Annotated in this window: 17 protein-coding genes; 9 read left to right on the forward strand and 8 right to left on the reverse strand. The window is 35.8% G+C overall.

The features are described 5' to 3' along the window. The first annotated feature begins 91 nt into the window (after positions 1 to 91). From B0E34_RS02065 to B0E34_RS02080, 4 genes are all read left to right on the forward strand, one after another. A complete protein-coding gene (locus B0E34_RS02065) occupies positions 92 to 4,294 on the forward strand; it encodes an FIDD domain-containing protein (RefSeq protein WP_087706332.1) in 4,203 nt (1,400 codons plus the stop codon). 187 nt (positions 4,295 to 4,481) lie between these two features. Continuing rightward, positions 4,482 to 4,901: an endonuclease domain-containing protein gene (locus B0E34_RS02070; RefSeq protein ID WP_087706333.1), complete on the forward strand. Its 420-nt coding sequence runs from the start codon at positions 4,482 to 4,484 to the stop codon at positions 4,899 to 4,901. Positions 4,902 to 5,170: 269 nt separating this feature from the next. Continuing rightward, a complete protein-coding gene (gene hutU / locus B0E34_RS02075) occupies positions 5,171 to 7,156 on the forward strand; it encodes a urocanate hydratase (protein ID WP_087706335.1) in 1,986 nt (661 codons plus the stop codon). Positions 7,157 to 7,798: 642 nt separating this feature from the next. Further along, positions 7,799 to 8,689, forward strand: coding sequence for an alpha/beta hydrolase (locus B0E34_RS02080; RefSeq protein WP_087706337.1), 891 nt, complete (start codon positions 7,799 to 7,801; stop codon positions 8,687 to 8,689). Between the two features lie 276 nt (positions 8,690 to 8,965). Here the strand turns inward: B0E34_RS02080 and B0E34_RS02085 are convergent, their stop codons facing one another. The 8 genes from B0E34_RS02085 to B0E34_RS02120 all read right to left on the reverse strand — a co-directional run bounded on the left by B0E34_RS02085 (position 8,966) and on the right by B0E34_RS02120 (position 13,937). Further along, positions 8,966 to 9,754 carry a hypothetical protein gene (locus B0E34_RS02085; protein WP_087706339.1) on the reverse strand — a complete coding sequence of 263 codons (789 nt, stop codon included), beginning with the start codon at positions 9,752 to 9,754 and terminating at the stop codon, positions 8,966 to 8,968. Between the two features lie 1,267 nt (positions 9,755 to 11,021). Next, positions 11,022 to 11,663: a hypothetical protein gene (locus B0E34_RS02090; protein WP_087706341.1), complete on the reverse strand. Its 642-nt coding sequence runs from the start codon at positions 11,661 to 11,663 to the stop codon at positions 11,022 to 11,024. A 152-nt stretch (positions 11,664 to 11,815) separates the two neighbouring features. Then, positions 11,816 to 12,082: a DUF1883 domain-containing protein gene (locus B0E34_RS02095; RefSeq protein WP_087706342.1), complete on the reverse strand. Its 267-nt coding sequence runs from the start codon at positions 12,080 to 12,082 to the stop codon at positions 11,816 to 11,818. 4 nt (positions 12,083 to 12,086) lie between these two features. Then, entirely contained in the window at positions 12,087 to 12,413 is a 327-nt protein-coding gene (locus B0E34_RS02100) for a hypothetical protein (protein ID WP_087706344.1), read from the reverse strand. 111 nt (positions 12,414 to 12,524) lie between these two features. Then, positions 12,525 to 12,920 (reverse strand): hypothetical protein, encoded by a 396-nt coding sequence (locus B0E34_RS02105; protein WP_087706346.1) that lies wholly within the window; start codon positions 12,918 to 12,920, stop codon positions 12,525 to 12,527. 76 nt (positions 12,921 to 12,996) lie between these two features. After that, a complete protein-coding gene (locus B0E34_RS02110) occupies positions 12,997 to 13,416 on the reverse strand; it encodes a hypothetical protein (RefSeq protein WP_087706348.1) in 420 nt (139 codons plus the stop codon). A gap of 14 nt (positions 13,417 to 13,430) precedes the next feature. Then, positions 13,431 to 13,649 (reverse strand): hypothetical protein, encoded by a 219-nt coding sequence (locus B0E34_RS02115; protein WP_087706350.1) that lies wholly within the window; start codon positions 13,647 to 13,649, stop codon positions 13,431 to 13,433. A 30-nt stretch (positions 13,650 to 13,679) separates the two neighbouring features. Then, entirely contained in the window at positions 13,680 to 13,937 is a 258-nt protein-coding gene (locus B0E34_RS02120; RefSeq protein WP_087706352.1) for a hypothetical protein, read from the reverse strand. A 376-nt stretch (positions 13,938 to 14,313) separates the two neighbouring features. Between B0E34_RS02120 and B0E34_RS02125 the strand changes: the two genes are divergently transcribed. From B0E34_RS02125 to B0E34_RS02145, 5 genes are all read left to right on the forward strand, one after another. Continuing rightward, entirely contained in the window at positions 14,314 to 15,036 is a 723-nt protein-coding gene (locus tag B0E34_RS02125) for a DUF6261 family protein (RefSeq protein WP_087706354.1), read from the forward strand. Positions 15,037 to 15,880: 844 nt separating this feature from the next. Further along, on the forward strand, positions 15,881 to 16,807 hold the full coding sequence (locus B0E34_RS02130) for a tetratricopeptide repeat protein (protein WP_087706356.1): 927 nt from the start codon (positions 15,881 to 15,883) through the stop codon (positions 16,805 to 16,807). 20 nt (positions 16,808 to 16,827) lie between these two features. Continuing rightward, positions 16,828 to 17,310 (forward strand): DUF3997 domain-containing protein, encoded by a 483-nt coding sequence (locus B0E34_RS02135; protein WP_087706358.1) that lies wholly within the window; start codon positions 16,828 to 16,830, stop codon positions 17,308 to 17,310. A 66-nt stretch (positions 17,311 to 17,376) separates the two neighbouring features. Beyond that, entirely contained in the window at positions 17,377 to 17,838 is a 462-nt protein-coding gene (locus B0E34_RS02140) for a hypothetical protein (RefSeq protein WP_087706360.1), read from the forward strand. Positions 17,839 to 17,875: 37 nt separating this feature from the next. Continuing rightward, entirely contained in the window at positions 17,876 to 18,334 is a 459-nt protein-coding gene (locus B0E34_RS02145) for a hypothetical protein (protein ID WP_087706362.1), read from the forward strand. Positions 18,335 to 18,417 lie beyond the last annotated feature (83 nt).

The raw sequence follows: 18,417 nt of genomic DNA on the forward strand, positions 1-18,417 counted from the left end.
AATACCATGTAAATAATTGTTTACAATTGGTAATTGTGTCATAAAAAATGGTAAATTTATCAATAAATAGTGATTAAAAGAAAACTTGATTATGATAAAACCTTTACAATTTATCCTTGTATGGATGAGTGTTTTCGGGCTTGCCCAAACTCCCGGAAATATCATCATCAAAGACGCAGTCGGCAACGAGAGCTTTAATGTTACCTGTACCAATGGTCTTAATGCAAACGGCTGTATTGATCTTCATGTGGAGTATTCTGTCATTAAGCAGACCACAAATTATGAAGTCGTTTCACAGGCTTTTGCCCCTCCCGTTGCTTTGAATCAGGGAACTCCGCTTAATGCTAATTATGATGATGCTTTTCCTACCAAACTGGATCTGCCTTTTCAGTTCTGTTTTTATAATCAGAATTTCAATGCCTTGGTTGTCGGCTCGAACGGAATGGTTACTTTTGATCTGAGCCAGTTGGGAAACATTAACTATCCCAATATTCAGTGGCAGAATCCCAATGTCAGTCTTCCCAAAAATTCTATTTTCGGAGTGTACAACGACATGGTTTTTTCGGCAAATGATCCCTCCGAAATATATTATTCCACCATCGGAACGGCTCCTTACAGAAAATTCGTAATCAGTTTTTATGAAGGAAGAATTGCAGGATGTACAGAAAGAGCTTCCTCACAGATTGTTCTGCATGAAACTACAAATGTGATTGAGGTTTTCGTGGATAAAAAACCAACGCCGTGTCCGACAAGAAAATTTGAAAATGCTTTAATAGGCGTAATTAATGCAGACGGAACACTCGGTGTTTCTCCTCCCAACAGAAATACGGGCGTTTGGCAGGCTTTGCAGGAAGGATATAGATTTAATCCGCTTGGAAATGCCATTCAACCGGATGTAACGTGGACGAATTCTGCAGGACAGACGGTTGCTACAGGAATTCAGGCAACAATTTGCCCTACCCAGAATGAAGTGTATACGGCAACTGCGGTATTTAATACCTGCGGAACCAGTACCATAACTTTAATAGATGATTTTCCTTTAACATTTGATCCTACGTATCCGGCGGCAAAAAATTTCACTCAGGATTATTGCGGAAACAATCCCGTAAACCTTACTTTAAGTAGTTTTCAGGGAAATGTAACCACACAGAATCCGGCGAATTTTGTATTCAGCTTTCATACAAGCTTACAGAATGCCCAAAATAACGTCAGTCCGCTTCCCAATAACTATACCTTAACAGCAAGTACGGTTTTATATGTAAGAATTCAGAATCCCAATGTTCCTGGCTGTTACCGGGTTGCTGTTTTAACGTTAAATTTACAGACGAAAAGCTTACTCAAAAATACAGTTGAGATTTGTGATACCAATAACGATGGAGTAGAAGCGAACTATAATTTATCGTTTCTGGATCCTGAACTTTTCCCACCCGGAACTACAGGAATTTCTTATTTTGCAACACAGGCAAATGCTCAGAACAACACCAATGCAATCAGCACCATCAATGTAACGGCAGGAACAACGGTTTGGGTAAGATTGCAGAAAGGAAACTGTACCTATGTTTTAGGTCCGGTCACTTTCCAGTTCAAACCGGGAGTTAATCTCAATTCTCCGATTAACTATAACTACTCAACGTGTGATATCAACAATGATGATGCAGAGCCTTTTGATTTTCCTTTAACTTTCGGACCGCTGATTTCATCACAACCGGGAGCTGTTTTTACCGCATACGCCACCTACAATGAGGCACTTACAGGTTCGGGAGGTGTTTTAAGTACCGTGCATGAAGGAACTTATACCATTTTTATCAGAGTTCAGATTCCGAACGGATGTATTGCGGTTGCTACCGTAAATCTGAATGTTACGTTTAATAAAATTGTGGTGAATTCTAAAACAGAATACATCTGCTTTAACGGAACGGATGACATCAGTATCAATTTAAATACCCTTTCAAGCGGAATGCTGGTTTCTCCGGCAACAGTTCCTGTGGTAGAGTTTTATTCAAATTATCCCGATGCAAGTTTCGGAATAAATCCTATAAGCCCGAATCAGATCATCACGACCAACGGAAACTTTGTTACGCAGACGTATTATGTACGTTTCGAAATTTCAGATTCGTGTTATACCATAAGACCTATCACGATCAATTTGGTTCATCCGGTGATTGAACAGTCCAGTTTTACGGTTTGTGATTTTAATAATGATAATACAGAAAATGTACAATTATCACAATTTTCATCTGCGATGATCGGAAGCCAGAATGCTGCGGTAACTTTCTACCTTACTGCTGCGGACGCTGCAAGTGGAAACAATCCTGTGAATAACGTTACCTTTACCGGAACACAGCAGTTTTTTGTGAAAATCAACTCGTATAACTGTGAGCAGATTTATCCTTTCACCGTAGGATTAACTTCTACACCTGCCGTAAATCCTCAGGTAACGGTTAACCTGACCAATATTTGTGACAACAATAATGACAATACGGAAATCTATGATCTTACACAGGCACAAAGCCAGATTACAACAAGTTCCAATGTGAATTTCACGTATTATCTGAACTATGATCCGGTGACACACATTTTCACCAATGAAATTACAAACCCTACCCAGTTTGTGGTTACCGGAGGAACTGCAACAGTTTATGTAAAGGTTAAATTTAATAACAACGATTGTTTTTCAGCCGTTAAATTAACCATTCAGATGTCATTCTTACCTCCTGTAGTTCTGAACAATGCGGTATTAAATAAATGTGATGAAGATTTTAATTTAAGTGAAACTTTCCAGTTGAGTGATGCTACTTCTCAGATGTTTATTCCGGCTCAGAACACCTATCCTTTATCGAATATCACCGTTACTTATTATAATACACAGGCGGAAGCCAATGCAGGAAACCCTGCCAACCAGATCGGAAATACCGTTACAACCAATATATCTACCGTTCAGGTCTGGGCAAGATTTCAGGTGAATACAACGGGATGCTATTCCGTAGCGTCAATTGAGCTGAATACGTATTTCCCTCCGAAAGCCATCAATTCTACCATTTCAGTTTGTGATGAAAATCTCGACGGAGGTTATGAAGTGAACCTTTTGAATTTTACCAATTTAATGGTTGATGCACCGAATCCTGCAAATACATTTACCTTCTATCTTACACTTCTGGATGCGCAGAACGGAACCAATCCTATTGCCAATCCTTCTAACTTTACAGCCAATCCTTTCCCTGCACAGATGTGGGTGAATGTGCAGAATATTCCGGGCTGTAACGATATTGCAACCATAACTTTCACTTACGGAAATAAAGTAACCCTGCTGAACAACGGACCTTTCCCTTTAGCAACCTGTGATATCGGAAATGACGGATCTGAGACGGTCAATCTAACCCAGTTTCAGACACAGATTTACAATGGCGCAAACGTTACCTTTACGTATTATGCTTCATTAGCAGATCTTAATGCGGGAACCAATGCCATTGCCAATCCTTCAGCGTATCTTTATAATCAGGTTTCAGGTTCCAGTACCATTTATGTGAAAGTAAGCGTTCCGGGTTCCTGTTCCAATCTCGTGCAGATTCAGCTTTCACTGAAGAAAACGCCTATTTTCGATATCCCGACATTGTATTTCTGTCCGGAAGGCTCATTGAGCAGTTATACTGTAAACATTACCAATTACACGATTGTAAGCTATCAGTGGACTAATCCTGCAGGGCAGACCATCTCTACCACCAATACAATTACAGGAATTAACACGGTAGGAACTTATTCATTAACCGTGACGGCAGATAACGGATGTTCTTACACCAAGACTTTCGAAATCAAACATTATGAAGTTCCTGTTATTACAAGCATTCAGTTTAGCGGTAATAATGTGATGATTTATGCTACAGGCTCAAAAACAATATTATATTCTATAGACGGTATCAACTGGCAGGCAAGCAACAGTTTCAATAATTTACCGACAGGAATTACCACATTCTATGTGAGATTTGCCGACAGCGACTGTATTGTGAAAAAAGACGGTTTGGTACTGGATATTACCAATGCAATTACACCAAACGGTGACGGACTTAATGACCATTGGGTAATTAAAGATCTTCAGGTATTCGGAACAAAAATGTCTAACCTTAAAATCTTCGACCGTTATCAGATGCTGATTTTTGAACAGAATTCAAATACACAGTTCTATTGGGACGGAATGATAAAAGGAAGAGTGCTTCCAACCGCAAGTTACTGGTACGTAATTACCATACCGGACGGCAGAACATTTACCGGCTGGGTTGTGGTGAAAAATCATAATTAAATCTAAAAAATCCTTTCATACTAAACCTCATTGAAATTTTCAGTGAGGTTTTTTATTTTTGAAAATCTTAAACCTTCGAAATATCCATAATGGAAATTCCCCTCCTCTGGAGGGGTGGCAAAAATTGATGAAAATTTTTGACGGGGTGGTTTAATCGAAGAACACAAAACAATAAAAACAACAAATAATGAAAGAAATCCTTACCATCATCAATGGAGTTCCTGTTCGAAGGAATTTTGTGGAAAATCTGCCCTACAATCCAAAATTAAAACCTCTGTTGCAAGGAAAACGTAAAGCCGGAATTTTGAGTGAAGTCATTTTCTGGAAACAGGTTCGCGCAAGAATATTTCATAGAATTGATTTTGACAGACAGAGAATCATCGGCAATTACATTGTTGATTTTTATGTGAAAACGCTGGGGTTAGTTATAGAAATTGATGGCTGGAGCCACGAAGGAAAAGAAGTTGATGATGAGGTAAGGCAGAAATATCTGGAATCTTTAGGTCTGAAAATATTCAGGATAACAGATTTTGATGTACGACATAATTTGTCTGTTGTGATGAAAGATTTAGAATATTTCATTGTTGAACATTATAAATACAAATAAAATATCCATCACAAAATTCCCCTCCTTCGGAGGGGTGGATTCGACCAAAGGGAGAAGACGGGGTGGAAAAATTATAAACAAAAACATCACTCGGTGATTATTAAAACCACCCCGTCAAAAATTCTTCCGAATTTTCGCCATCCCTCCAGAGGAGGGGAATCTTTCATACTGTTTCAAATTTTATCACATTAGTTGCAGGGATTTTCTAATTTGAATATCTTTAAAACCACAAAAATAAATCTGCTAAACTAACAACGATCAACAAATACATGACATTCCAACAACAGATACAGCAGGGCATACCCAACCGTTTGCCACAGCCGAAACCTTACGAAACCAACATCAATCATGCGCCGAAGCGTAAAGAAATTTTAGGAGAGGAAGAGAAAAAATTGGCACTGAAGAATGCTTTGCGTTATTTCGAGCCAGAATTTCATGCCGAATTACTGCCGGAATTCAGGGAAGAACTGGAAAAATACGGAAGAATTTATATGTACCGTTTCCGTCCGGATTATGAGATGAAGGCGAGACCGATTTCTGAATATCCCGGAAAATCGGAGCAGGCAAAAGCCATCATGCTGATGATTCAGAACAATCTGGATTATGCCGTAGCGCAGCATCCTCATGAACTGATTACGTATGGTGGAAACGGGGGAGTATTTTCCAATTGGGCGCAGTATCTTTTAACGATGAAATACCTCTCTGAAATGACGGATGAACAGACTTTGGTCATGTATTCCGGGCATCCGATGGGATTGTTTCCTTCCCATAAAGATGCGCCGAGAGTAGTGGTAACCAACGGAATGATGATTCCTAACTATTCCAAACCGGACGATTGGGAGAAATTCAATGCTTTGGGCGTTACACAGTACGGACAAATGACGGCGGGAAGCTATATGTACATCGGTCCGCAGGGAATTGTTCACGGAACAACCATTACGGTACTGAACGCGTTCAGAAAAATCAATAAAGATCCGAAAGGCGGACTGTTCGTGACTTCAGGATTAGGCGGAATGTCCGGCGCGCAGCCGAAAGCAGGAAATATTGCAGGCTGTGTTACCGTTTGTGCCGAAGTCAATCCAAAGATTACCAAAATCCGCCATGAGCAGAAGTGGGTGAACGAAATTCATGAAAATCTTGACGAATTAGTTGCAAGAGTTCGACAGGCACAGGAAAATAAAGAATCTGTTTCTCTGGCGTACTTGGGAAATATTGTTGAGGTCTGGGAAAAATTCGATCAGGAGAATTTAAGAATCGACATCGGTTCAGACCAGACTTCGCTTCACAATCCTTGGGCGGGAGGATATTATCCTGCGGGACAGAGCTTTGAAGAATCCAATAAAATGATGGCGGAAGATCCGGAACTGTTCAAAGATAAAGTTCAGGAAAGTTTAAGAAGACACGCAGAAGCCATCAATAAACATACGGCAAAAGGAACCTATTTCTTCGATTATGGAAATGCCTTCTTGCTGGAATCTTCCAGAGCCGGAGCCGATGTAATGGCGGAAAATCCTACATTGGGAAGAGAATTTAAATTCCCTTCTTATGTGCAGGATATTATGGGACCGATGTGTTTTGATTACGGTTTCGGGCCATTCCGTTGGGTTTGTACGAGCGGAAAACCGGAAGATCTACAGAAAACGGATGATATTGCATGTGCGGTTTTAGAAGAAATTCAGCAGAATTCCCCTGAAGAAATCCAGCAGCAGATGAAAGACAATATTCAGTGGATCAAAGGAGCACAGGAAAATAATCTGGTGGTCGGTTCGCAGGCGAGAATTTTATATGCCGATGCAGAAGGAAGAATGAAAATTGCAGAAGCCTTCAACAAAGCCATTAAAAACGGAGAAATCGGACCCGTAGTTTTGGGAAGAGATCATCATGATGTTTCCGGAACAGATTCGCCGTACAGAGAGACATCCAATATTTATGACGGTTCCAGATTTACGGCAGATATGGCGATCCACAACGTGATTGGCGACAGTTTCCGTGGGGCAACCTGGGTTTCGATCCACAACGGAGGCGGAGTAGGATGGGGAGAAGTGATTAACGGTGGCTTCGGAATGCTGCTGGACGGAAGCGATGATGCCGACAGAAGATTAAAATCCATGCTGTTCTGGGACGTGAACAACGGAATCTCAAGACGAAGCTGGGCAAGAAATGAAGGTGCTGTTTTCGCCATCAAAAGAGCCATGGAAATGGAACCGAATCTGAAAGTAACGCTTCCTAATTTTGTAGATGAAAATCTTTTTTAATTTAGAAATGAAATCAACTTTGTCAAAGTTTAAGAACTTTGACAAAGTTTCACAACAAACCGGCTTCAAAACCGGTTTTTTTATTCAGAGACTTTCAAAAAGTTTCATTCTGAACTAAAATGTAAAGCTTCTGAACAAAATTCTGAGCTAAAGTAAAGGATTTTAATGGTCTGTTTTTAATAGTTTAACCTGAGTTCGGGATAAGTCTTCTTAACCGCAAGGGCAAACAAAGAGATTCAATTATCAGGAATTCAGCTTTTAAGATATACAAAGGCGTAAAACTTATCAAAGTAATACCATTTTTGTCTTTTTTACATAAACGAAGTGCCTTTGTTTAGCTTGCAAACTTTCAATAAGTAGAAAAATCTTTTGTTTTTCTTTGCGATAAATTAATATAATTCTATAAATCAATTATCTAAATTTATTTCTTATCCCGAACTCAGGTTAGTTTATGTTGTTGGAGTTACTAAGAACCAAAACATTCCTTTTTAAATTACATCGGGTAACAGTACCAGAATTATCATTAAATCAATATCATTTTAAGTTTGGCACTTTTTTAAGTGTACAAGAGTAACTCCTGATATAAGAATTTGAATATTACAGGACATCTGTTAATTCTTTTTAACTCTAAAAAACTTAAAGATGAGCAGCCAGGATAAAGAAGAAATCTGTGTCGAGATCAGTAACGGACAGATTGATATGATTACCGGAATCGTTTACCGCCAGATTATTTCTCAGCGTTCTGTAAAATCGTTGCAGATGACGGTGCTTGTTCCGCGAAACGACGAACCGAAACCGGCTATTCTCTATTTTCCCGGAGGTGGTTTTACATCAGCAGATTATAATAAGTTTTATGAAATCAGACACGCATTAGCTCAGGCAGGTTTTGTAGTTGCAGGAGCAGAATACAGAACCATTCCCGATACTTTTCCTGCGCCTGTGGTTGATGGTAAAGCAGCGATACGATATCTAAAGGCACATGCTGAAAATTTTGGAATTGATCCATTACGGATAGGGCTTCTCGGCGATTCTGCGGGAGGCTATCTCGTTCAGATGCTTGGAACCACAATGGGCGAAACTTTTTTCGAAGAAGGAGAGTACCTTGATGAGAATAGCGATGTGGCTTCTGTTGTATCTATGTTTGGCATAAGCGATCTTACTAATATTGGAGAAGGATATGAAGAAAAACTAAAGGCATTTCACCGTTCACCGGCTTCTACGGAGGCTCTTTTGCTTCATGGTCCTGCATTTTACAATTCTCCGGGCAACACTATATTCGGGGATCTGGATAAAGCAAAATTTGCAAGTCCTGTAGGACATATTAAATCCGGACATCCTCCTTTTATGATCATGCACGGAACCAAAGATCAGCTTGTTTCTCCTGTACAGAGTATCCAGTTGTTCGAGCAATTGAAAGCAAAAAATAACGATGCTAAACTTGTTATGGTAAAAGATGCGGGACATGGAGATATTTTCTGGTTTCAACCTCCTGTTATTCAGAAAATAGTGGATTATTTTAAAGAAACAATCTGATGTGCATTTTCTGCTTCAATTATGAGGAGGGATAATGAAGAGTTTTTCAATATGCCAAACGTAATATTTCGTGCTTTATGATAACATAATATAAAAGAAGCCTTTCATTAGGCAGTTTTTTTATCTAGAGTAATCTTTGTTTTTTAAAACTTTCGATAATATCTTATTATATTCCTTGTCAAAATCAACAGTGTTTCCGTTATCATCTTCGCCATTACAGATCACATATCCAAAGTCGAAAACCGTATCTTTTATCTCTCAATTGTAGAATCCTCCCTAATTCGCAATATAATAGTAAAATCCGTCGCTGATATTCCGGGAACTCATGATCTCAAACAAGTGATTGTTGTTTTCCAGCATTCCCGACGGGGAAAAATAATAGCCGTAAGAATTATCTGAAAATCCATCCAGAAGAAAGAACATTCCCAAGTCTGTTTTTACAATCGAATAAATATTTACCTTCTTCATCTGTTCAAGGATCTGTTGCTGTAACGAGCTGAAACGGTAATTCCCTTCCGCTTTTATTTTTGCCGAGATCGGGAAAGGCGATTTTTGCGGAATCACATAAGACCAGTATCCATTGTTTTCTTTAAAAATACCATCTACCCTTTGCAGAGAACTCTGGTTTACATAAATTAAATTTCTGCTTTTCCCCACCAGTGCAGCCAGTGTTTTAAACTCCGAAAAATGATCCTTCAGAAACTGAATATGCCTGTCCTCGTTAATCATGCCTTGTTTTAAAAACTGATTCGGTTTGTCTGCCGCTTCCTTTTCCGTTAGTTCATACCTCTGAGAAAAACCACCCCAGAAGAAATTGGAGATTTCACTTGATGTGCGTACCGAATCAAGCGCGTAGATTCTCTCATGATGCAAAGGTCGGATATCCCATTTCGAAAAAGGCTTTGAAAACTTCAGATACTCTTCCAGAGGAACTTTTTTCTCCACCGTCAAACTGTCTAAATAATTAAACAGTTCCACGTCATATTTTTCGGTTTTATTTAAATAATCCTGACCGAAAACAGATGCCGATAAAACGAAAAACAACAGAATGACAATTTTTTGCATAAAATAAGAAAGCAATTTCGTGGTTATTTATTGAATTGAGGAAACAAATGTAATGAAAAGTTGAGAAGGGTGATGAATGAAAGATCTTTTTAAATTTTTTATTTAATACAATACTTTCATTATTACATTTCAAAACTATTCCTGTCATTCTGAATGAAATTTTGCGAAGCATTATGCAATGAAGAATCTCTTTAAATAAATCTATTTTTAGATTTTTCGGCTCCACTTTGTTGCGCTCAAAATGACAGCTTTGCAGGTTGAAGAGTTTTTAAACACTTAAGTCACATAAGATTTTATAATAATTTCTACGCTTTAGATCAGAACACATTAGTCTATGAAAATCTTTAATTTTCTTCTTATGTGATCTTTTAAATATTTCATTAAACTAAACTTACGTGACTTAAGTGTTATAATTTAAAATAGTAAACTGTCATTTAGAATGGAATTTTGCGAAGCATTATGCAATGAAGAATCTCTTAATATTGAGGTTTTTCGGCTCCACTTCGTTGCGCTCAAAATGACAGTGTTGCAGATTAAATGAAAGAGCTTTTAAACACATCAGTCACATAAGCTTTTAAAACAATTTAAGCGTTATATCATAACACATTAGTTTATGAAAATCTTTGATTTTCTTCTTATGTGATCTTTTAAATATTTAAAATAACAACTTATGTGACTTATGTGTTATATCTTCAAACAGTAAAATCCCTCTGTCATTCAAAATGAAATTTTGCGAAGCATTATGGAATGAAGAATCTTTTAATATGAGATTTTTCGACTCCACTTCGTTGCGCTCAAAATGACAGCCTTGCAGGTTGAAGAGTTTTTAAACACATCAGTCACATAAGATTTAAAATAATTTTAAGCTTTATACAGAACACATTAGTCTATGAAAATCTTTGATTTTCTTCTTATGTGATCTTCTAAATATTTAACTAAACTTATGTGACTAATGTGTTATATTTTAAAGCAGTAAAACTGTCATTTAGAACGGAATTTTGCGAAGCAATATGCAATGAAGAATCTATTAAAAACGTTGTGATTTTAGATTTTTCGACTCCACTTCGTTGCGCTCAAAATGACAGCAGTATAAATTAAATGTCATAAGTGTTAACGCTTATTGCTCCCATATTTTTCTGATGAATCTGATCAGTTTTGGCGGTTCATCTGTATTTATTTCGTTCGTCGGGACTTCCTTTTCCTGCAAAGTTTCAATCGTATTTTCTTCAATTTATATGCTTTCAATTGTTGCTGAAAACGTTCATTTTCATCGGAAGGGTTGTTGTAAGGCGGAACTTCCTTTATGGGCGTGCTGAATATAATTTTCTGGCGGTTGTGGGAGTGCATTTCTGCATTCTTCTGAGCAGACATTCACCAGTAAAGGCATCACATCGGTTCCTACCCAAAGGGAAATCCAGAGCTGATTGGTCTGTTCATAGCTCATTGTTTTGCGGCACACGCTGCACTGTACGGTTTCGCCTGAGTAACGGACAGAATTTTGGCTTAAATCAGGAAAGCCCATTCTGTTTTTATAATTGCCGTAGACGGCTCTTGTGCTCATTCTGCTGTCTTTTAAATTTTTGCAGTGGATGATCTCATAAGGGAACCAATGCAAATCGTAGGAAGTGTACACATCAAAATATTCCAGTGCTTCCATCTGTCCGATTTCAGGTGGAATGCGTTTGAGTTTACTTCCGTACAGCCGGACTTTTTTGACCTTTTTAAGCTTTGAAATCGTTTCCGGAAGCGTATGAATCTGGGAAAAAAGATCATAGCCAAGTTCTTCCGCAGGCGAAAATTCTTCCCTTCCGTCTTCGGCAACCCGATCGATATAATCACAAATTTTCTTCCATGCCACAGAATTTCTATCCTGAACATGATTCTCAATTTTTTGTATTCTTTTGTTCATGAAGGCTATCGTTTTTTCTAAGAATTGCTTTTCAAAGATAGAAAATTTGAGCGTAGGGAATGGATATGAAAAAACCTGCGGTGAGGCAGGTTTTTTTGTATGTTAATCTTCAGACAATGAATCGACGTAAGTAAATTTTTTATTTATTACTATTAATGTATAATTCTAATGGAAGAACGTACTGTTCCTGAATAGCCTCCTAAATCTACAGTTATATACCACCTCCCTGAATTCGGAACTAAAACTCTGTAAGGTGAATGAGTTATGTAGCCTCCATAATATTTATGATTTCTTCCTAATTTATAGTTTGAAAAATTTAAATTATCCATTAGTTTGACGTTCGCAGCGTTTCCTAATAGAGTTATCTCAACTATTTCTCCACCATTTAAATATCCTAAATCATGTACTTGAAATTTCATTTTTTTAAATTATTTTTTTTTCAATACTTGTAAATTTTTCAGGAAAGTTTATAAAAATTAACTCACAAAATCTTCCTAAATAATAACCTTCAAAATCCGTAATTTCTCCTTTATAAGAACTAAATTTAAAAATTTCTAAAGATAAATAATCATTGTTATTATTTGATGTTAGTTTTGCTACACCTTTTTCACCCCATTGTCCCAAATGTTTTAAATATTTTACTCCATTAATAGTCGATATATCCCAAGTTGAAAGTTTACCAGCTTCGACTAGCTTAATGATTTCATTTTTAAAATTAATTGCATTTGATGTTTTAAATTGTAATATCATAATATTTTTGTTTTTTCAAAAATAAATAGTATCATTTAATGAAAAATACGGTTTTCCATAATTTAGGTTTATACTTTATTAAATTATTAACTCAATGGGATTGAAATTAAGTTATTGAATCGGAAGAATTCCTCTATTGTTTTCTTCCATTGACCATTGAACTTGATAAGCAGTTCCTTCAATTTGATCAAGCAATAAAAAGTTATAAGTATTTTCTGTAGGATAAAGAGTAAATCTTCCATTTACCTCTTTTTCTTCTGCAACAAGAGATATAGAATTTAAATTTAAAATAACACGATTATCTCCCTCTTTTACTGCAAAATGAACTTGCCACATTTTACCATTTCTTGTATTTAATTTTATAAATGTCCAAAAGTTTTTAGTTGGAAATAATTGATACATTTTATCAGCACTCTGTTTATGATAGGCTGAATTGTTTATTTTTTTTTGGGCAGGCAAACAATTTAGAGACAAAATAAAAATAAATGAGAGAATTTTATTATTCATAACATGTGATTATTTAAAAGGATATTGTTATTTGTTATTACAAATTATAAGCTTTCAAATATTTAGGTAATACATATTAATTAAATATTTTGTTATAAGCTTCTCCAACATCTTCAAGAATACTTTCCCAATAATCAATAATAAATAGAGCTAATTTGTTATTGGTTCTTTTTGAAAAATAGACATCTGCAGTAAAATATCCATAGAAATTACCATCTCTGTCAACTAGAACAGGAGGATTAGAAGCATATTTATTAAAGGGTGAGTCGCTACTATATTTGCCTCCGTAGTTTCCATACTTATTCCAAATAGAATTGGAACTATATTTAGAACCATTATTACCATATTTATTCCATATAGAGTTATCATTATATTTGTCACAATCTAAACACCCCAGAAAAACATCATGATTTTTTCCTCCAAAGATTAAAATGTTTTGAGCAAGAGTAATATTAAAAACAAATAAAAGCAAAATGAATAGATAATTTTTTTTCATACTTATTTTTTAGGTTAATTAATTATTTTTATCAATTGATGCTCATATACATACATTTCCCCTTTATATTGATTTGTGTCTATTTTTATTAAAACAATGTAATCGAAATTATTTGGGGGATACATTTCTTTTTGATTATACGTATGCGTATATGGCTCTTCTTTTGTTGCCACAACAATGCATTTTTTCCCAGAAGCTATTTCTAATACTTCTTCATTTATTTTAAACTTCATTTTTAAAAGTTACATTATTAACTAATATCATTAATCTGTAATTACCTCAAAAGGCCAGGTATAATGGCTAGATGCAAAAGGTCGATTTCCGTTTGTTGGAACTATGATCTTTGCTTTTATTCTAAATTTTGTTCCAACTGGAAAATCAGTTGACAGAACTTTGGAACATTGCACAAACATCGTTTCTAAATAAGGATCTTGATTTGGAAGCGGTTTTATATGAACCGGTCCATGTTTGCCTCTTTCATTTGTTAAAACACTTTGTACAATAATATAATCGTAATCCATAATTATTTGATTTATAGTTATAAATATTATATTTCAAATATAAAAAAACGATGATTATAATCCTTTCCGTATTTCTACGGAAATTTATAGTTCGTAAAATCTTATTAATCTTCTCCAACCGCAAAACCTCTCCAACAATCTGCAGGAAACTTCCGGAGAACTCCGGAGATTAAAAACAATGTTGTTTATGAATTCCGTACATCTCCGGAATTCTCCTGCAAGTTGCGGGAAACCTCCGGAGGACTTCTGTCGTTTAAAACAATAGTGTTTGTAAGTTTCGGAGAACTCCGGAGGTTTAAAACAGAGTTGTTTGTAATCAAAGAAGTTTTTTTATATTTGGTTTTTTAAATTATTAATCAAAAAAAACGCAAACAAAATGAAAATTGCACTCACAAAACTGAGTACTAAAGATCTCGCTACTTTATCTCAACGTATTCTCTCAAATGCACAGTCAGGGAAATATACAATAGTTGATAATCATCCTCTTACTTTGGCTTTACAGAATTCGTACATAGAATACGATAAAGTCTATGCAAAGCAGAGCTACAGCGGAAAAGGGAAGGATGTGGCAACGGCAGATCATGAAAGGGATGTCGCTTACACCAATCTGAAAGCTTTTCTCAACGGATACCGCAAACTTTCTTCTGCACCCAATTATCAGGCTGCCGAAGATTTGTACAATGTATTGAAGAAGTACGGACTGGCTCTCGACCGTTTAAGCTATTCTTCGCAGACCGCACAGATGAAAAAGCTCATCGAAGAACTCGAAACTCCTGAAAATATTCAGAAAATCGGACTGCTTTCCATCAATGCTGCATTCACAGAAATGAAAACCAAGCATGAGGATTTTGAGACCTTATTTGCCGATCAGGCTGAAGCCAATGCAGACCTCCGACAAATGACAAGCGCAAGTGCGATCCGCAAAGACCTTGAGAAAAACCTGAAAACCTACATCAGTTTATTAACTGTGATGAAGGGCGTTTCCGGCTGGGAACTTCTGTACAGCGACACGAATGAACTGGTAAAGGCCGCCAAAAATTCTTCCCTGCAAAAGACGAACAGCGAAGGAAAAACCGGAACTTCCGGAAACCAGCCGTAAAATCAACGATTTGTTGATTGCTGCACGTACTTTTTTAACCACAAAAGCCACAAAAGATTTTGATGCTTTATTAAAGTTAACAAGCGTAAGAATAAAAGAGCACAACAGTTTAAAAAAATCTTTGATTTTTGTGCTTTTGAGGACTTTAATTATTCTGAAACTGGGCTTTAATTATCTTTTGTTACTAAATTTCCCTGTCATTCTGAATGAAATTTTGCGAAGCATTATGCAATGAAGAATCTCTTTAAATAAATCTATTTTTAGATTTTTCGGCTCCACTTCGTTGCGCTCAAAATGACAGTGTTGCGGCTTAAGAAGGTTTTTTTTAATCACAAAAGCCACAAAAGATTTTGATGCTTTATTAAAGTCAACAAGCGTAAGAATAAAAGAACACAACAGTTTAAAAAAAATCTTTGATTTTTATGCTTTTGAGGACTTTTATAATTCTAAAAATCAGCTTTCTCATTATCTTTTGTGCCTTTTGCGATTAAATTTCCCTGTCATTCTGAATGGAATTTTGCGAAGCAATATGCAATGAAGAATCTATTAAAATGCAGTTATTTTTAGATTTTTCGACTCCACTTCGTTGCGCTCAAAATGACAGTGTTGCAGATTAAATGACAGTGTTTTTAAACACATCAGTCACATAAGATTTTATTATAATTTCTAAGCTTTAGATCAGAACACATTAGTTTTAAAAATCTTTGATTTTCTTCTCGTGTGATCTTTTATATTTGGTTAAAATAATGTGACTTATTTGATTATTAAAATTAATTTTATGCGGCAGGTTTTGTATCTTTTGCAGATAAAAACTTTTTAAAACCTGTAACCATAGAAATTGTATATGAGGAAATATTTTTTTAGTGTACTGTTCGGTGTTTTATTTTCTGTTCCTGCATTCGGATGCCTGAACGGAGAAACACTGCATCTCGAAGACGGAACCATTCTTTATGAAGATTATGAAGGATATGTTCCTTATGGTCATTCTTTTACCAATACCGAAGAACTGAATAAAATACTGTTATCGCTGGAAAAGGGTTACAGGGAAACAGGAAAACTGAATTATCTTTCAGATAAAGGACTGATCCTGATTATTCAGGGAAAATATAAGGAAGCCATTGAACTTTACAAAAAGATTGAAAAAGCGGAACCCAACCGATATTCTACCGCTTCCAATATCGGTACAGCTTATGAACTTTTCGGTAATAATGCCGAAGCGTTGCGCTGGATCGAAAAAGCAGTAAAAATAAACCCCAATTCTCACTACGGCTCCGAATGGATTCACATCAATATTCTGAAAGCCAAAATGAAAGGCGGAAAATTGATCAATTCCAGATTTTTAATCGGCATGGATTTCGGAAATGGAAAATTTCCTGAATCGGAAAGAGGTAATGGGGAACTTTTTGTTTTAAGAAAGCAATTGTATTACCAACTTAATGAGAGGATTTCTTTTGTAAAACCGAAGGATAAAATCGTAGCACAGCTTTTATTTGATCTCGGAAATATTTCTTATCTGATGCAGGAAAAAGAAGAAGCTGCAGAAACTTATAAAATGGCAAAAGAGTACGGTTTTAATAAGCCTGTTCTTGAAGAAAGACTGGCGTTGTATACACCGCCTGTAATCGATCATGTACAAAAGAAAGCAATTAAGGAAATTAAGTTTCAGACCAAACCCATACGAAGAACCGAACTGATTAGTTTTTGTGTAGCAATCGCGTATCTGCTATTTTCGGGAGTGATTGTTTTTGTATTCAGAAAGAAAATTTTTTAAAGTTTAAATACTGTTTTTGCATGAGAAAATATCTGAAAGTAACTGTGTTTTTTATTGGAATTATTCTCTTTCTGCTAATAATTGGACTTTTAAGAAGTAATAAAATTCCATTGGGACTGCCTTTCGCTTTTGGTCCGGGAGTACAGGATTTTACAAAGGACTTAACAGGAAATTATACGCTTTACAGAAATTCGGCGCAAGAAATATTTATAGCTCCGGATGACGGATGGGATTCGGAAACAGCGATCATTCCTGCAAAAGTTATTAAAGTGAATATTTATCAGGAATTCATTATTGCAGAAAGACACGGAATGAAAAGGATGAATGTACACGATAGTATGGATACTCTTGAGATTCCGGATAAAGAGAGTACAGATTACTGGATTTTAAATACTGAGGAAAATTATGTCTTAAAAAATTTAAAGAAGAATGATTTCAAAAGAAAACGGGAATCTTTAAAAATACCCGAAAAGATTGATTTAATTGATGTCTATGAATATTAGTTCAACAGCATTTTTTTACTTTAATCATGAATTTGCTTAATAATTAAAGTACTCAACTTGTTTTTTATGAATAAAATATTTTACATTTTTCTATTTCTGGCTCTGGTTTCCTGTAAAAAAGATCATGAGGTGAAAAAGGACGAATGGGATTATTTAAACAGCAGTTTTAATAACAAAGAAAACCTGAGCGATCTTACGATGCACTGTATGTATGATCTGTTTTCTGTAAAAAGGATCAATGATTCATTGTTCTACATCGGGCTTGATGAATTTCAGGGATGGAAAAAAGATTACAGAGTCTATGAAGATACCGTAAAATTAAGCGAGAATAAAAAGATTACAGATTCATTGGGCAACCAGAAAAAACAGATCTTAAGATTTTCGAACAACCATGATGTGGATCTTGAAATTGAGATTCATAAAATTGCAGTGCATTTCGACTCGGTTTCTCTCTACGAATATAACGGAAGAGTAAGCATCAATAACAAAAAGCTTCAGTATACCTGCAAAGATTTATTTGTAAAGTAAAAATTGTTTTTCATCAGGAAAATGATATTTTTAAAGGATGAAATTATTCACGATAAAGCAAATTTTATCTTCTTGTCAGCTTTTAGATGAAGCAGGGAATATCGTTGCGGAAAGGCTGGCTAATTTTGTTTTCTCAACTAATGAAAGACTGAAAATCAAAGATCAAATATACAGGATTAAATATTCAGGTCTTTTTTGGGAGAAAACTGAATACTTTGATGAAAAGGGAAATGTTGTCGTAATGATTGATCGCGTAAACCAAAGAATATTTCATTATCAGGATCGATATACCGAAATATATTTCTACAGATCAAAGGGTTTTATCAATATAACTGTTTCTTTATACCGTTTTCAGGATGATGCCTTAATGATGACATTCAGCTTCAGAAATTCTTTTTTTAAACAAAAGCCGAAGATCGAAACAGCAGATGATTTCAACAATCTGTTGCTTTTAACCGTATTTTTTCATCACAATCTCAGAGAATCTGAAGATTGATCTGAACGTAATTTTTTTAAATAACAGCCTTTTAAATTTAACCACGAAATCCGTAAAGGAAATCTGTCATTCTGAATGAAATT

Origin of the sequence: Chryseobacterium mucoviscidosis (assembly GCF_002177115.1) — a bacterium.
In the GTDB taxonomy this organism is placed as follows: domain Bacteria; phylum Bacteroidota; class Bacteroidia; order Flavobacteriales; family Weeksellaceae; genus Chryseobacterium; species Chryseobacterium mucoviscidosis.

Excerpts from the sequence above, each read along its gene's own strand:
- B0E34_RS02130 (WP_087706356.1), top strand. The coding sequence starts at position 15,881 with ATGAGGAAATATTTTTTTAGTGTACTGTTCGGTGTTTTATTTTCTGTT.
- B0E34_RS02110 (WP_087706348.1), bottom strand. The coding sequence starts at position 13,416 with ATGAAAAAAAATTATCTATTCATTTTGCTTTTATTTGTTTTTAATATT.
- B0E34_RS02100 (WP_087706344.1), bottom strand. The coding sequence starts at position 12,413 with ATGATATTACAATTTAAAACATCAAATGCAATTAATTTTAAAAATGAA.
- B0E34_RS02115 (WP_087706350.1), bottom strand. The coding sequence starts at position 13,649 with ATGAAGTTTAAAATAAATGAAGAAGTATTAGAAATAGCTTCTGGGAAA.
- hutU (WP_087706335.1), top strand. The coding sequence starts at position 5,171 with ATGACATTCCAACAACAGATACAGCAGGGCATACCCAACCGTTTGCCA.
- B0E34_RS02105 (WP_087706346.1), bottom strand. The coding sequence starts at position 12,920 with ATGAATAATAAAATTCTCTCATTTATTTTTATTTTGTCTCTAAATTGT.
- B0E34_RS02080 (WP_087706337.1), top strand. The coding sequence starts at position 7,799 with ATGAGCAGCCAGGATAAAGAAGAAATCTGTGTCGAGATCAGTAACGGA.
- B0E34_RS02140 (WP_087706360.1), top strand. The coding sequence starts at position 17,377 with ATGAATAAAATATTTTACATTTTTCTATTTCTGGCTCTGGTTTCCTGT.
- B0E34_RS02135 (WP_087706358.1), top strand. The coding sequence starts at position 16,828 with ATGAGAAAATATCTGAAAGTAACTGTGTTTTTTATTGGAATTATTCTC.
- B0E34_RS02095 (WP_087706342.1), bottom strand. The coding sequence starts at position 12,082 with ATGAAATTTCAAGTACATGATTTAGGATATTTAAATGGTGGAGAAATA.
- B0E34_RS02065 (WP_087706332.1), top strand. The coding sequence starts at position 92 with ATGATAAAACCTTTACAATTTATCCTTGTATGGATGAGTGTTTTCGGG.
- B0E34_RS02125 (WP_087706354.1), top strand. The coding sequence starts at position 14,314 with ATGAAAATTGCACTCACAAAACTGAGTACTAAAGATCTCGCTACTTTA.
- B0E34_RS02120 (WP_087706352.1), bottom strand. The coding sequence starts at position 13,937 with ATGGATTACGATTATATTATTGTACAAAGTGTTTTAACAAATGAAAGA.
- B0E34_RS02085 (WP_087706339.1), bottom strand. The coding sequence starts at position 9,754 with ATGCAAAAAATTGTCATTCTGTTGTTTTTCGTTTTATCGGCATCTGTT.
- B0E34_RS02145 (WP_087706362.1), top strand. The coding sequence starts at position 17,876 with ATGAAATTATTCACGATAAAGCAAATTTTATCTTCTTGTCAGCTTTTA.
- B0E34_RS02090 (WP_087706341.1), bottom strand. The coding sequence starts at position 11,663 with ATGAACAAAAGAATACAAAAAATTGAGAATCATGTTCAGGATAGAAAT.
- B0E34_RS02070 (WP_087706333.1), top strand. The coding sequence starts at position 4,482 with ATGAAAGAAATCCTTACCATCATCAATGGAGTTCCTGTTCGAAGGAAT.